The organism is Bradyrhizobium sp. CIR48 (assembly GCF_014198315.1).
GTDB lineage: Bacteria > Pseudomonadota > Alphaproteobacteria > Rhizobiales > Xanthobacteraceae > Bradyrhizobium.
In genome coordinates this window covers 115,027-128,831 of sequence record NZ_JACIHG010000008.1, presented here as the reverse complement: position 1 = coordinate 128,831, position 13,805 = coordinate 115,027, and the positions used below count along the sequence as shown (strand labels likewise).

The following is a 13,805-nucleotide window of genomic DNA, read 5'->3' as shown; positions in this document are numbered from 1 at the left end:
GACCGGCCGATCGCCGGCTTGGAGAAAATTGCGCGTCAGACCCCGTCGAGGATGATCACCGTCGGCTTCGACGGCAGCGCATCCCGCGACATCCGGAACGACCGCTCGGAGCGCCGGTCGATCTCGAACTGCTGGCCGATCCGGCGCATGAAATCGTCGAGCGGGGTAGCGAAGCGATGCATCGGCAGCACGACGGAGGCGCGCAGGCGCTTGGTGATGTCAGAAATCCCTTCGAGCGACATGGTGTAAGTGCCGTCGATCGGCACCATCACGATATCGAGCCGTCCGATCTGGGCGAAATGGCTGTCGTCGAGCTTGTGATGGAGGTGGCCGAGATGGCCGATACAGAGCCCCGCGACCTCGAAGATGAAGATCGAATTGCCGTCGCGGATCATGTCGGCGCCGGCATCATCGCCGAAATAGCGGCGGATGTCGGTCGTGACATTGCGGATGAAGGCGTCACTGATGCGCTCCGACACGATCGCCGGCTTGCCGTCCTCGCCCCAACCATGCAGCACGTGAGGAATGCGCTTATCGGGAAACAGCGAGTAGTGCGTGCTGTGGGCCCGGTTCATGGTCACGACGTCGGGCAGTCGTCCGACCTGATAGGCGCCGCTATAATCGGTCGCGATGCGCAGGCCGCCGGGGGTGTCGATGAAATAGGTGGAATGGCCGGCATAGGTGATCTCGACCCCGCCTGTGCCGGCCGCCGGCCGGAACGCCACCGGCAGGATACGCGGGGCCGCGTTGGCCATCGCCAGGCATTCGCTGCGCTGTGGCTGCTGGGCGAGGGCAGGGGCGGCCAGCCAACTGAGAAACGCAAGAGCCGTCAGCAATGGTCGAAACATGCAGAACCGTCCGCCGCTCATCGACGATCTGCTGAGTGTATCGACGAATCATCCTCGCGTCATGTGGTGCCGGCCAGCCGCGCCAATCCGCCGCTTGCCTCGATCAGTTTCACGGCTTTCCTGTCGAAGGACACGAAAGTGTCGGCTCCAAGCCAATTGCCTTCATGGGCGATGACGCCATCGGCGAAATCGCCCCCGGCATCGAGGAACGACAATCCAGCCTCGGCTGCCGGCCGATCGACGACCGCATTGGAGGCATTGATCAAATGCCGGATCGAAGCCGAGATATTCTCAGCCGAAGTTTTGTAGCCTCGAGAGAGAACCCAGGCCAGTTCGCACAGTGCGGGAATCGAGATGGCTATGAGGTCTGCCTTCTTGAGAAGGGCTTCGGCCACCTTGCTCTGTTCGGCGTCATCCCCGACCAGAACGCGCACCAACACGTTGGTGTCGGGCGTTATCTTCATCGCTTGCCGGTCCAGCCGTCAGCGATGATTTCGTTCATCTCCTCGATCGACAATGATCGACCGTTCGTTTTTCCTCTCAGGAAACCGAAGGCGTCCGAAATCTTTCCGACGGGCCGAGCTGCCTTCACCTCAACCCGCCCTCCAGGAAGCTTCTCTATCGAGATCTTGTCGCCGGGATGCACACCGAGGTGCTCCAGGAGATCCTTCCGCAGCGTAACCTGCCCCTTTGCCGTGACAGTAAGCGTGCCCATGGGATCCTCAATTCTTGATAGCCGATAGGTAAGGTAATTTAGCCTTACTTTCAAGTGAGGCAGGCAAGGCGCCTCTCACGCCTTCTTGTCCCGCCTTGGGCTGAACTTCCAGGTGATCGCAACGAGGCTGGCGGTGATCAGGCCACTGATGAGGCCGGCGATGGGGAGGGCAAGCAGCAGTGCCGCGGTTGCGGCCCAGCCAATCGAGGAGAACGCCTCCGCGAAGGTCGCGAGCCGCGACGAGGTCTGACGGCGGCGGAATTGGCTGCGCCGGGCCTGCACCCGGAACCAGAGCTGGATCGCGGTCGCGGAGGCCGCGCTGAGGATGATCGCGCCGGCACTCACTGCTGCCTGGATCGGTGCGGCGAAGGCCAGTGCGGCAATCAGCGGGCAGAAGATGACGGCGATCGCGATCAGCACCACCTCGATCTTGGCGCGGATAACGGCGGATGGCGTCAGCGGCGCAGTCGCGACCAGGTCGGGGGCGTCCTCGCCCGAGATGGTCAGCCAGGCCAGTCCGCCGGCAAGCTGTCCGGCCGCCATCACCACGACCGGCGTGATCAGCGTCAGCGCCGCGGAGCTGTCGGCAAAATTGCGCCAGAGCAGCAGCGCCGGCGGCACCAGATAGAGCAGCTGCATCAGGGTCTGCGAGATCAGCCAGGGATCGCGCCAGAGCAGCGAGAACTCCTTGCGCCGCAGCGCCTGCTGCCGCGACCCGGCGCGGAACGGGCGCTCCTTCGCGCGCCTGTTGCCGGAGGTGCCGTAAGCGGCGGCATCGATCGCCGTGTCGGCAAAGCGGTGCGAGAAGATCGCCATGACGCTTCCGAGCAGCACCAAAGCGAGCGCCAGGAGCGGCAGCAGCGCTTCGCTGTCGCCCATCGCCGCCCGCGCCGGCCACCACCAGATGCTCTCGACATCGGGGGCATGGGCGGCCACGCTGCCTGAGGTCAGGATGGTGAAGCGCGACAGCGTGCCGTAGGACATGATCGCCGCGATCTGGAGCGCGATCACGAAGCCGGCGCCGATGATCGCGGCGAGGATCTGGGCGATCAGGCGCGTGCGCGCCGGGCCGATCAGGCGAAACAACAGGATGGTGACGGCGATCGCGACCGCCGCGGCCGACAGGCCCATGACGACGACCACCCCGAATGCGCTGAGCCAACGCGCCCCGCCGCCGATCACGAGCACGTCGATGAAGGGCGTCGAGAACAGCAGCGCGATCGCGGTGACGGTCAGCGCGATCGCGGCGATGCGGACCGAGAACAGATTGGCGAGCGTCGCCGGCGAGGACATGATCAGGTCGAGATCGGCGCGGGCGTAGAACACCCGCGTCACCGATTCGATCGCCTGCGACAGCATCAAGGTCCAGGCGAGAAAGATCGTCGCCGAGATCACGATCAGCGAGGATTTGTCGAGCGGCAGCTGCAGATCGGCGAAACGGCCGATCACCGCCCAGGCCGGCAGGTGCAGCAGCGCGGCGAAGCAGATGAGGCCGATGACGGCGGCGCGCGCCCGCTTGCGCCGTCCGCCGGTCATCATGGCGAACCATTCGCGCCAGGCGAGCCGGAGCTCGTGGCGTGCGAACCAGGAGAGCGCGGTGGCCGAGCTCATGCGGCTTCCGGAAGCGTCACCAGCGCGATGAAGAGATCCTCCAGGCTGGTATCGGCATGGCCATTCTGCTGGCGCAGCTCGGTCAGCGTGCCCTCGGCCACCAGGCGGCCCGAGGCGATCACGCCGATGCGGTCGGCCATGCGCTCGGCGACTTCGAGAATATGCGTGGTCATGATGACGGTGCAGCCGGCGCGGACACGTTCGCCGAGCAGGCCCTTGACGTGGCGGGCGGAGACGGCATCGAGCCCCGTCAGCGGTTCGTCGAGAATGATGAGGCGGGGATCGTGCACCAGCGCACCGGCGAGCGCGACCTTCTGGCGCATGCCTTTGGAAAAGCCCTCGCAGCGCTCGTGCCGATGTGGCTCCAGGCCGAGCGAGCCGAGCAGGTCCTGCGCGACCGGCTCCGAGACCGACGGCGCGATACCCCAGAGGCCGGCGACGAATTCGAGATATTCGAGCGGGGTCAGCTTGTCGTAGATCATCGGCTCGTCGGAGACCCACGCCATCACCTGCTTGGCGGCGACGGGATTTTCGAGCGCATCGATGCCGAAGATCGAGACCGCGCCGGCATCGGGCCGCAGCAGGCCCGCGACCATGCGCAAAGTGGTGGTCTTGCCGGCGCCGTTGGGACCGACCAGCGCATAGAATTCGCCGGCGTGGATGGTGAGATCGAGGCTGTCGACCGCCAGACGGTCAAAACGCTTCGTTAACCCCAGGACTTCCAGCGCCGACTTGTCCCGCTTCATGACGCCCACACTATCCGGTTTTGCATCGCTCGCGACCATGATCCCAAGATGTTTCGGCACCGTGAATCTACGGCCCACAAATTCCGCCATCCGGTTTCGACTAATGGCAAGTCACCGTTTGTTGACAGTACGGAGCGGTTCAGGCTGAATTGGTTCCGGACAAAGGGCGCTAACGCAGCGAAACGACTGCGTAGTGACTGGACACAAGATGCGGCAAGGCGGTCGGGAAGAGCCGCCGGCTGTATCGGGAGGACGCGCGTCAATGCTGGATTTCGTTCAGCAGCTGGTCAGCGGTGTTGCGCTCGGCTGCGTCTACGGCCTGATCGCGCTCGGCTTCGTGCTCGTCTACAAGGCCACCGAGGTCGTCAATTTCGCCCAGGGCGATCTGATGATGCTCGGCGGCTTCTTCGCCTTCACCTTCATCGGCATGATGGGCCTGAACTACTGGATCGGCTTTGCCGGTGCGGTGGCCGCGATGGCGCTGTTCGGCATGCTGGCAGAGCGCGTGGTGGTGCGGCCGATCCTCGGCTATCCGCAATTCTCCATCATCATGGCCACCATCGGCCTCGGCTATTTCCTGCGCTCGGTCGCCGGCATGATCTGGGGCACCGATGATCTGAAGATCGAAACGCCGTTCAGCCAGGGCGTGCTCCGCATCGGCTCGCTGGTGCTCGCCTACGACAAGCTGTCGGTGATCGCGGCGACGATGATCCTGTGCACGCTGCTCTATCTGTTCTTCAACAAGACCACGCTCGGCACCGCGATGCGCGCCAGTTCCGAGAACATGCTCGCGGCCTACTACATGGGCATTCCGGTCAAGCGCGTGGTGTCGATCGTCTGGGCGATCAGCGCGGCGGTGGCGACCTGCGCCGGCGTGCTGCTGGCGCCGATCACCTTCATCCATTCCAATGTCGGCCTCGTGCTTGGCCTCAAGGCATTTCCCGCTGCGGTCCTCGGCGGCTTCGGCTCGATCCCGGGCGCCGTGGTCGGCGGCGTCCTGATCGGCGTGATCGAGAGCATGGCCGGCTTCTACCTGCCCGAAGGCTGGAAGGATGTCGCGCCGTATCTCGTGCTGCTCGCGGTGCTGCTCTTGAAGCCCGAAGGCCTGTTCGGCCACCACGTCCGCAAGAAGGTCTGAACGCCATGCGCTTCCTGTTCAAGACCGACTATGAGGACGACATCAAGCTGTTCCCGCATTCGGGCTATCTGGTCTCGTACGGCATCCTGCTCGCGCTGCTGCTGATCGCGCCCTATGTGCTCTCCAGCTATTTGATGAGCCAGCTCGTCTTCGTCTGCATCTATGCGATCGTCGGCGTCGCGCTGCTGATCCTGACCGGCTTTACCGGCCAGGCCTCGCTCGGCCACGCTGCATTCCTCGCCATCGGGGCCTACACGGCGGCATATTTGCAGAAGTACAACGTGCCGTTCCCAATCTACTTCCTCGCCGCCGGAGGTTTGACCGGCATCATCGGCGCGATGGTCGGCTTTCCCGCTTTGCGCCTGACCGGCATCTATCTCGTCATCGCCACCATCTCCTTTGCCCTGATCGTCGAGGAGATCCTGGCGCGCTGGGAAAGCGTCACCCACGGCAACGAGGGCATGCGGGTGAAGACGTTGTCGCTGCTCGGCGTCACCGTCCCGCGCGACAGCCCCACCTTCTATTTCCTCTGCCTCTCAGTGCTGGTGCTGACCATCGTCGGCACGCTCAATTTGCTGCGCTCGCCGACGGGCCGCGCCTTCGTCGCGATCCGCGACAGCGAGACGGCGGCGCGCAGCATGGGCGTCAATGTCGCGCTCTATAAGGTGAAGTCCTTTGCGATCTCGGCGGCAATCACCGGCTTTGCCGGCGTGCTGTTCGCGCACAAGCTCTCCTTCATCTCGCCGGAGATGTTCACGCTGCAGCTCTCGATCGAATTCATCATCGTGATCCTGATCGGCGGCACCTTCAGCCTGCACGGCGCGGTGCTCGGCGCGATCTTCATCGTGATGATCGATCCGTTCCTGACCTATCTCAAGGACGACATGCCCGGCCTGATCGCGGGCATTGCGGCGACGTTCGGCGCCGGCCCGGCCACCGCCGGCAACATCCAGTCGAAGGTCGCGGCCTTTGCCTCGCTCAACGGCCTGAAAGGCGCGATCTACGGCATCATCATCGTGCTGTTCGTGTTGTTCGAGCCGCTCGGTCTCTACGGCCGCTGGCTGAAGATAAAACTCTTCTTCCAGCTGTTCCCGCTCTACAAGCGCGCCACCTTCAAGCGGCAGAAGATCTACGTGAAGTCGGAGCGGAATCGATGAGCTATTTCCGCGCCGAGAATCTGTCGCTGCATTTCGGGGGCCTCAAGGCCGTCGATGCGGTGTCCTTCGCGGTCGAGAAGGGCGAGATCCTCTCGATCATCGGGCCGAACGGTGCGGGCAAAAGCTCGATCTTCAACCTGATCTCGCGGATCTACCGGCCGACCTCGGGCCGCATCTTCTTCGAGGATCAGGATATCACCGAAGAGCCGCCCTACGATATCGCCAAGCTCGGCATTGCCCGCACCTTCCAGAACATCGAGCTGTTCGAGAATGCGACCGTGCTGTCGAACCTCCTGGTCGGCCGTCACCGGCACTCGACCACGCAGCTCTGGCAGGAGCTCTTGTTCCTGCCGAGCGTGCGCGCCAACGAGAAGGTTCATCGCCGCAGGGTCGAGCAGGTCATCGAATTCCTCGACCTCGAACCCTATCGCGACAAGCTGATCTCCGGCCTGCCTTACGGCGTGCGCAAGGTGATCGAGCTGGCGCGCGCGCTGTGCTCGGAGCCGAAGCTGATCCTGCTCGACGAGCCATCGTCCGGCCTCAATGTCGAGGAAACCGACGACATGTCGTTCTGGATCCGCGACATGAAAAGCGAGCTCGGCGTCACCGTATTGATGGTCGAGCACGACATGTCGCTGGTCAACCGCGTCTCCGATCGCGTCATCGCACTCAACTACGGCCGCGTGCTGGCGATGGGCTCGCCCGCCGAAGTCCAGCAGCATCCCGACGTCGTCGCTGCGTATCTGGGAGCTTGACGCATGGTTGCCGCCGTCACGCCCGAGATCATCTTAAAACTCTCCAACATCGAGAGCTATTACGGGCCGATCATGGCGATCCGCGGCATCTCGCTGGAAGTGCCGCGCGGGCGCATCGTCACCCTGCTGGGGGCCAATGGCGCCGGCAAGACCACGGTGCTGAAGACCATCTCGGGCATTCTCGACCCACAGAAGGGCTCGATCGAATTCCTGGGCAAGCCGATCCAGCGCATGGAGGCCGACCGGATCGTGCGGCTCGGCCTCAGCCATGTGCCGGAGGGACGCGAGGTGTTTCCGTTCCTGTCCGTGCGCGAGAACCTGATGATGGGGGCCTATCCGCGCAAGGACCGCGCCGGTGTCGCGGAGGATCTCGAGCGCGTCTATGGTTACTTTCCGCGGCTGAAGGAGCGCATCAACCAGCCGGCCGGCCAGCTCTCGGGCGGCGAGCAGCAGATGCTGGCGATCGGCCGCGCCTTGATGAACCGGCCGACGCTGCTGCTGCTCGACGAGCCCTCGCTCGGCCTGTCGCCGCTGCTGGTGAAGGAGATCTTCACCATCATCCGCCGCGTCAATGAGGAGCAGGGCATGTCGATCCTGCTGGTCGAGCAGAACGCCAAGGTGGCGCTGGAGACGGCGCATTACGGCTATGTGCTGGAGATCGGCCGTATCGTGATGAACGACACCTGCGACCGCTTGATGCATTCCCAGGACATCCAGGAGTTCTACCTTGGCGCCAAGGAAGCGGGTGCGCGAGGCGAGCGGCGCTGGAAAAAGAAGAAGACGTGGCGGTGAGGAAGAGCTGGCAGTAAGATGAGCTTGCCATCCGCAATCAAGACCGCCGGCAAGGCAGGCAGCGGAGGCAGGCGACAAGGAGGAGACGTGCATGGCCCGACCGGCGGTGCTGACGGTCGCTGATACGATCGCGAAGAGCTTCTTGCGCGCTGCGGAGACGCGGGGCGATCGGCCGGCCATCCGCGAGAAGAAATTCGGCATCTGGCAGCCGACCAGCTGGCGCGAATGGCTGGCGATATCGAAAGAGATCGCCTACGCGCTTCATGCGACCGGCTTCATGCCCGGCGACGTCGCCTCCATCATCGCCAACGCCGTGCCGGAATGGGTCCATGCCGACATGGGCATCCTGTGCGCCGGCGGCGTCGCTTCGGGCATCTACCCGACCGACGCGTCGTCCCAGGTCGAATATCTCATCAACGATTCCCGGACCAAAGTGATCTTCGCCGAGGACGAGGAGCAGCTCGACAAGATCCTCGCCTGCCGCTCGCGCTGCGCGAGCCTGCAGAGGATCATCGTGTTCGACATGGAGGGCCTCAGCGGCTTCTCCGACGACATGGTGATGTCGCTCGACGAGTTTCGCGCGCTCGGCCGCAATCACATGGTCGGCCGCGAGGCGCTGTGGCAGGAGATGATCGACAGTCGCGGCGCCGGCGATCTCGCGATCCTGGTCTATACGTCCGGCACCACCGGTCCCCCCAAGGGCGCGATGCACGCCAACCGCAGCGTCACGCACCAGATGCGTCACGCCAATGACTTCATTCCGGCGCAGGAGGACGAGGACAGGCTGATCTTCCTGCCGCTGTGCCACGTCGCCGAGCGCATCGGCGGCTACTACATCTCGGTCGCACTCGGCTCGGTGATGAATTTCGCCGAGAGCCCGGAAACCGTGCCGGACAATTTGCGCGAGGTGCAGCCAACCGTCTTCCTCGCGGTCCCACGCATCTGGGAAAAATTCTACTCCGCCATCACCATCGCGCTGAAGGATGCGACCCCGCTGCAGCAATGGGTCTATCGCCGCGCCATCGGCATCGGCTACCGCATGGTCGATTACCGGATCGAAGGCAAGCCGCCGCCGCTGTCGTTGCACCTCGCAAGCCGGATCGCCTACCGGCTCGCATTCCGCAACATCCGCCGCATGATCGGGCTCGATCGCTGCCGCGTCGCCTTCACCGGCGCAGCGCCGATCGCGCCGGAGCTGATCCGCTGGTATCTCGCGCTCGGCATCGACATGCACGAGCTCTACGGCCAGACCGAGAATTGCGGTGTCGCCACCATGATGCCGGCGGAGCGGATCAAGCTCGGTTCGGTCGGCACCGCCGTGCCCTGGGGCGAGGTCACGCTGTCGCCCGAGGGTGAGATCCTGATCAAGGGCGACTTCCTGTTCATGGGTTACCTGAACCAGCCGGAGAAGACCGCCGAGACAATCGATCAGCGCGGCTGGCTGCACACCGGCGACGTCGGCACCATCGACAATGAAGGCTTTGTCCGCATCACCGACCGGATGAAGGACATCATCATCACCTCCGGCGGCAAGAACATCACGCCGTCCGAGATCGAGAACCAACTCAAATTCTCGCCCTACATCTCCGATGCGGTCGTGATCGGCGACAAGCGGCCGTATCTGACCTGCCTCGTGATGATCGACCAGGAGAACGTCGAGAAGTTCGCCCAGGACCACGACATTCCCTTCACCAATTACGCGAGCCTGTGCCGGGCGACCGAGATTCAGGACCTGATCGGGCGCGAGATCGAGCAGGTCAACGGCAATTTTGCCCGCGTCGAGACCATCAAGAAGTTCTACCTGATCGAACGCCAGCTCACACCGGAGGACGAGGAGCTGACGCCGACCATGAAGCTGAAGCGCGGCTTCGTGAACAAGCGCTACGCCGCCGAGATCGAGGCGATGTATCGCGAGCGCGCGGTTGCTTGAGCAAGATCCGGAGGATCATGCTCAAGAGAGATGGATTTGAGAAAACGGCGAAGGCTTGAGAGGCCCGATCCTTCGCTCAACACGGGCCACTGAAGGAGGACTGCAATGTCGAAATCGCTGAAGGCGCTGGGCCTGGCGGTGAGCGCCCTTGCGCTGACCTGTCTGCCGGCCGCCGCTCAAACCAAGGTCACCAATGAAGGCATCTCGGCATCCGAGATCGTCATCGGCACGCATCAGGACCTGTCGGGCCCGATCAAGGGCTGGGGCGTGCCGGTCTCCAACGGCATGAAGATGGCGGTCGAGGAGATCAACGCGGCGGGCGGTGTCCAGGGTCGCAAGATCAAGCTTGTCGTCGAGGATAGCGGCTACGATCCGAAGAAAGCTGTGCTGGCTTCGCAAAAGCTGATCGAGCGCGACAAGATTTTCGCGATGGTGGGACCAATGGGATCGCCGACCGTGCTCGCTGCGCAGGATATCCTGCTCGACGCCGGCGTGCTTCAGCTCTTCCCGCTGACGGCGGCCGAGTTCACCTTCAAGTTCGATGCGGCCAAGCCGCAGGAGCGGCTGAAGTTCAACAACCTCCTGCCCTATGTCGAGAGCACGCGCGCAGCGCTCAAATACATGATTGAGGCAAAGAATTTCAAGAAGCCGTGCATCATGCATCAGGACGACGAGTACGGAAAAAACGTGCTCGATGGTTTTAACCAGCAGCTCGCCGCCATGAAGGTGCAGCCGGCCTCGATCACGAGCTACAAGCGCGGCGCCTCCGACTTCTCGGCGCAGGTCGCCAAGATGAAGTCCGACGGCTGCGACCTCGTCGTGCTCGGCGCGGTCCTCCGTGAGCCTATCGGCACCATGACCGAGGCCAGGAAGCTTGGCTGGGAGGTCACCTTCCTCGGTGCCACGCCCGTCAACGTGCTCGAAGTGCCGGCGCTCGGCAAGGAAGTGGTGGAAGGCTTGTATGCCGCTTCGAACTTCGAAATCCCCTACGAAGACACCGCGAAGGGAAAGGTGAAGGACTGGCTCGTCAATTACAAGAAGATGTTCAACGCCGACGCCAACACTCAGGCGATCATCGGCTACAATGCGGTGATGACGTTCGCGCATTATGCCAACAAGGCTGGCAAGGATCTCACTGGCCAGAAGATGCTCGACGCGCTGGAGTCCGGCGACAAGTTCCAGGATATCTTCAATTCGCCGCCGACCGTGTTCTCGAAGACCAACCATCTCGCCACCACCGTCACCCAGGTGCAGCAGGTGAAGAACGGCCGTTGGGTGCTGGTGAAGGACAATCTGATGTTTTGATGAAGGGCGGCTCTCGCGACACGAACGGTGCACCCTCTTCCCTTGCGGGAGAGGGTGGATCGCCGCAAAGCGGCGAGCCGGGTGAGGGGTCTCTATCCTCACGAATAGCCTAGCGAGCGGAAAAACAACTCATCCGGCGCCAGAGCCGAAGCTTGGCTTCGGCGTTTTCTCCCGCAAGAGGAGAAGGAAGAAGCTCGCCAAGCTGAGCGAAACTCAAGATCCCCCGCTCGCCGTCCCCGAATTCACCGGTGCCAACTCGTCCTCGCGGCAGCGCCAGCCGTCGGCGGCTTTGACGAACGCAAAAGTGCGCTGGATCCTCAGGCGGCGCGTCACGTTGAAGGCTTCTGCCGAACGCTCCTTGTTGGCGGCGCTCGGCTGCGGGAGGCCCGTCCTAGCGTCCCAGCAGGTGCCGGTGCAGCTGGATGCGACCTTGCTGCACATGGTGAAGGGCGCCAGCACCGCCATCTCGATTTCGCCGGTGACCTGCGCCTCCTGTTCGGTCACCTGGCTGTCGAGCGCGTAGACGCGGTTGATGCGGAGGAAGCTGCCGCACGAATTGGCCGCATGGATCCGCGCCGCGCAGAAGTCGACCGCGTCGGTGTCGGGGATGCGGGCCGCGACCTGCCGGCCGAACACCTTTCTGGGGTCGCCCTTTGCCGTGCGGATCTCGTCGGCCTTGTGCTTTAGATGGTCGGAGAGACAATCCTCTGCGGATTCGAGCTCCTGGAGCGGCACGTTCTCCTTGCCGACCAGATTGCATTTGCGATCGCGCTCTCGTGTCCACCTGCCATATTCGGCGAAGGCAAAGCGCGCTGCGGTCGGGTCCAGCTTGCCGATCAGGCCGAGCACCTGGCCATTGAGCTCCGTTTCGGCGAGTGCCAGCGACGGGTCCGCACAGATCACCGCGCCCGCCGCGGTGTTGGCAGCGAGGCAGTCGAAATCCGGATCGCGCAGGATCGCGGCGCGCTCCTCTGTCACCTTGAGCAGGCACGCCTTTACCCGCTCGAAATCGTCGGGGCGGATCGCGGCCTGGCCGACGATGCCGCAGCCGAGATTGCGCTGGCGGATCCAGATCGCATTCTCCTCGATCGCGGGAAGGCGATCGGGCAGCCGGGCGAGCCGCGCCTCGATCGCGGTGTTCAGCTTCTCGGCGGCGGTGGCAAGCGCGGCATCACCGCAGAACAATTGATTGCCGGGGTCGCGAATCTGCTGGCAATTGTTCTTGGCGAACAGCGGCAGCCGATCGGCGATGGAGCGGTCGGACTGCGCTGACGCGGGTGAGGCGAGCGCCAGCAACGCAATCACAGTCAGCACGATGAACCGCATTCCCGTCGCCCCCGCAAAGCCGTGGCCATGCTAGCCGTCCGGATCGCGTCGTGGAATGGGTTTTTGGTGAACCGAGGTTCGTAGCCCGGCTGAAGCGTAATCCGGGATTCGAGCGATAAGCGACCGCGCCCCGGATTTCGCTGCGCTCCATCCGCACTACAAGATGGCTCAGCGCGCCTCGACGGCCATCATCGAGACCTGCATCGGTTCGTCGACATATTTCATCACGGCCGACCGATGGAGCGCGAACAGCGGCTGGTAGCTCCGCGCAGCGTCGTCCTCGACCATCGCCATGCGGCGGTTGTCGAGCATCAGCCAGCGGCCATCGAGGCGCGCGGCGACAACCGCATGCTCCTCGCCGGCCCTGACGTCGCGCACCACGACGATGCGGAGATCCTCGGCGGCCACGCCCGCCAGCCGCAGCGCGGCCAGCTTGGCGATGGCATAGTCTTCGCAATCTCCCGCGCCGCGCGCGAAGGTCGCCAGCGGCGAGCTCCAGACGTCGTCGATGCCATCATTGGCGGGCCGGATGGCAAGGTTGATGGCGCGGTTGGTCTCGCCGAGCCGGGCGCGGCCGTCGCGGGCGCGGGCCTGGTCGACGATGGCAAGCAGCTTCAGGGCCGCGGGCGAAGCGCAATTGTCGCGGTCACCGTCGCATAGCGCGAGCTGCACCATGTCGCCGTCGAGCTTGTCCTTCAGCAGGAGCCATTTCTGTTGCAGGCTGCCGGCGGAGATGGCGAAGGCGAACACGCCGAACGGCTCGGCGGATTTGCGCACGAGTAGGCCTGCGCCCGGCGACAGCAGCGTGCCGGCGCGAAGCTCGGCGGCCGACCCACACAGGACCAATCCGCACAGGACAAGGATTGCGCGCCAGGCGCGCGAGCGAGCAGCGGTCTCCATCTGACATCCCCTTCCAGCTTCGCCAGATCCCCCTCGACCTGAACGTGCCGGGCTTTGTTGCTTTCGCGGAGATAGTGCGAGACGGGCCGTTTTGTTCTGCTTAACGCGCCCGGCTGGGGTTCCAAAACCGGGGAACAGGCTGAAACGGGCCCGTCCAAATTGCGTAAAATTTTACGATTCGCCGGCTAGAGGTGTCCGGCCGCCGCGAAATCGAGCCAATTGCAGACACAAGTTGTGGCAGTGCCGAATCTGGGCCCTATGGCTTTACCGACCCCCTATTTCATGGGGTTCTGTTAGTTAGGTCACAGATTTAACTCCGTATTTGCCGCAGGATGCAGCGGGACCTCGCGAAGGAAAGATAGCGCAAGTATCTGTTCCGTCACTATACGGCAGATTACTTTGGATGACTGGAAATGCGTGGAAACAGGCCAGATTCGACTTCCGAGTATTTCAACGATTACTTTCGTTTCTCTGCAGCAGCGCCAGGCGGTGGGGCCTCCTGGGGCCAAGTGATGCGAAATCACACAAGCAATAGATGGTATCGCTAAGGACTGGCTAATGCTATGCAAGCTTAGGCAGTTG

General features: G+C 63.5%; 13 protein-coding genes. 6 read left to right on the top strand and 7 right to left on the bottom strand.

Annotation, left to right across the window (positions count from 1 at the left end; genetic code table 11):
• Positions 1-35: 35 nt before the first annotated feature.
• The 5 genes from GGD66_RS24435 to GGD66_RS24415 form a co-directional block, all read right to left on the bottom strand.
• Positions 36-848, bottom strand: a complete 813-nt coding sequence (locus GGD66_RS24435) for an MBL fold metallo-hydrolase (protein ID WP_179737894.1) — start codon at positions 846-848, stop codon at positions 36-38.
• A gap of 59 nt (positions 849-907) precedes the next feature.
• Complete coding sequence (locus GGD66_RS24430) at positions 908-1,312, bottom strand: type II toxin-antitoxin system VapC family toxin (RefSeq protein WP_018321340.1); 405 nt, start codon at positions 1,310-1,312, stop codon at positions 908-910.
• Positions 1,309-1,563 carry an AbrB/MazE/SpoVT family DNA-binding domain-containing protein gene (locus GGD66_RS24425; RefSeq protein ID WP_183259218.1) on the bottom strand — a complete coding sequence of 85 codons (255 nt, stop codon included), beginning with the start codon at positions 1,561-1,563 and terminating at the stop codon, positions 1,309-1,311. Before GGD66_RS24425 ends, GGD66_RS24430 begins: the two co-directional genes overlap by 4 nt.
• A 75-nt stretch (positions 1,564-1,638) precedes the next feature.
• On the bottom strand, positions 1,639-3,174 hold the full coding sequence (locus tag GGD66_RS24420; protein WP_183259217.1) for a permease: 1,536 nt from the start codon (positions 3,172-3,174) through the stop codon (positions 1,639-1,641).
• Complete coding sequence (locus GGD66_RS24415; RefSeq protein WP_183259216.1) at positions 3,171-3,920, bottom strand: ABC transporter ATP-binding protein; 750 nt, start codon at positions 3,918-3,920, stop codon at positions 3,171-3,173. The genes GGD66_RS24420 and GGD66_RS24415 overlap by 4 nt, the downstream gene beginning before the upstream one ends.
• 262 nt (positions 3,921-4,182) lie before the next feature.
• Here GGD66_RS24415 and GGD66_RS24410 point away from each other — a divergent pair, with 262 nt between their 5' ends.
• The 6 genes from GGD66_RS24410 (at position 4,183) to GGD66_RS24385 (ending at position 10,997) form a co-directional block, all read left to right on the top strand.
• Positions 4,183-5,058 (top strand): branched-chain amino acid ABC transporter permease, encoded by an 876-nt coding sequence (locus tag GGD66_RS24410; protein ID WP_018321344.1) that lies wholly within the window; start codon positions 4,183-4,185, stop codon positions 5,056-5,058.
• Positions 5,059-5,063: 5 nt separating this feature from the next.
• Entirely contained in the window at positions 5,064-6,215 is a 1,152-nt protein-coding gene (locus GGD66_RS24405; RefSeq protein ID WP_183238088.1) for a branched-chain amino acid ABC transporter permease, read from the top strand.
• Positions 6,212-6,970, top strand: a complete 759-nt coding sequence (locus GGD66_RS24400; protein WP_018321346.1) for an ABC transporter ATP-binding protein — start codon at positions 6,212-6,214, stop codon at positions 6,968-6,970. Before GGD66_RS24405 ends, GGD66_RS24400 begins: the two co-directional genes overlap by 4 nt.
• A gap of 3 nt (positions 6,971-6,973) precedes the next feature.
• A complete protein-coding gene (locus tag GGD66_RS24395) occupies positions 6,974-7,762 on the top strand; it encodes an ABC transporter ATP-binding protein (protein WP_092254188.1) in 789 nt (262 codons plus the stop codon).
• Between the two features lie 91 nt (positions 7,763-7,853).
• Complete coding sequence (locus tag GGD66_RS24390) at positions 7,854-9,692, top strand: long-chain fatty acid--CoA ligase (protein ID WP_183259215.1); 1,839 nt, start codon at positions 7,854-7,856, stop codon at positions 9,690-9,692.
• Positions 9,693-9,797: 105 nt separating this feature from the next.
• A complete protein-coding gene (locus GGD66_RS24385) occupies positions 9,798-10,997 on the top strand; it encodes an ABC transporter substrate-binding protein (protein WP_018321349.1) in 1,200 nt (399 codons plus the stop codon).
• Between the two features lie 213 nt (positions 10,998-11,210).
• Here GGD66_RS24385 and GGD66_RS24380 read toward each other — a convergent pair whose 3' ends face one another.
• Together GGD66_RS24380 and GGD66_RS24375 are read right to left on the bottom strand one after the other, a co-directional pair.
• Entirely contained in the window at positions 11,211-12,323 is a 1,113-nt protein-coding gene (locus GGD66_RS24380; protein ID WP_183259214.1) for a lysozyme inhibitor LprI family protein, read from the bottom strand.
• A gap of 168 nt (positions 12,324-12,491) precedes the next feature.
• Positions 12,492-13,223 carry a transglutaminase-like cysteine peptidase gene (locus GGD66_RS24375; protein ID WP_092254194.1) on the bottom strand — a complete coding sequence of 244 codons (732 nt, stop codon included), beginning with the start codon at positions 13,221-13,223 and terminating at the stop codon, positions 12,492-12,494.
• Positions 13,224-13,805 lie beyond the last annotated feature (582 nt).

Coding starts and splice junctions, on each gene's coding strand:
- GGD66_RS24435 (WP_179737894.1), bottom strand. CDS start 848: ATGTTTCGACCATTGCTGACGGCTCTTGCGTTTCTCAGTTGGCTGGCC.
- GGD66_RS24430 (WP_018321340.1), bottom strand. CDS start 1,312: ATGAAGATAACGCCCGACACCAACGTGTTGGTGCGCGTTCTGGTCGGG.
- GGD66_RS24425 (WP_183259218.1), bottom strand. CDS start 1,563: ATGGGCACGCTTACTGTCACGGCAAAGGGGCAGGTTACGCTGCGGAAG.
- GGD66_RS24420 (WP_183259217.1), bottom strand. CDS start 3,174: ATGAGCTCGGCCACCGCGCTCTCCTGGTTCGCACGCCACGAGCTCCGG.
- GGD66_RS24415 (WP_183259216.1), bottom strand. CDS start 3,920: ATGAAGCGGGACAAGTCGGCGCTGGAAGTCCTGGGGTTAACGAAGCGT.
- GGD66_RS24410 (WP_018321344.1), top strand. CDS start 4,183: ATGCTGGATTTCGTTCAGCAGCTGGTCAGCGGTGTTGCGCTCGGCTGC.
- GGD66_RS24405 (WP_183238088.1), top strand. CDS start 5,064: ATGCGCTTCCTGTTCAAGACCGACTATGAGGACGACATCAAGCTGTTC.
- GGD66_RS24400 (WP_018321346.1), top strand. CDS start 6,212: ATGAGCTATTTCCGCGCCGAGAATCTGTCGCTGCATTTCGGGGGCCTC.
- GGD66_RS24395 (WP_092254188.1), top strand. CDS start 6,974: ATGGTTGCCGCCGTCACGCCCGAGATCATCTTAAAACTCTCCAACATC.
- GGD66_RS24390 (WP_183259215.1), top strand. CDS start 7,854: ATGGCCCGACCGGCGGTGCTGACGGTCGCTGATACGATCGCGAAGAGC.
- GGD66_RS24385 (WP_018321349.1), top strand. CDS start 9,798: ATGTCGAAATCGCTGAAGGCGCTGGGCCTGGCGGTGAGCGCCCTTGCG.
- GGD66_RS24380 (WP_183259214.1), bottom strand. CDS start 12,323: ATGCGGTTCATCGTGCTGACTGTGATTGCGTTGCTGGCGCTCGCCTCA.
- GGD66_RS24375 (WP_092254194.1), bottom strand. CDS start 13,223: ATGGAGACCGCTGCTCGCTCGCGCGCCTGGCGCGCAATCCTTGTCCTG.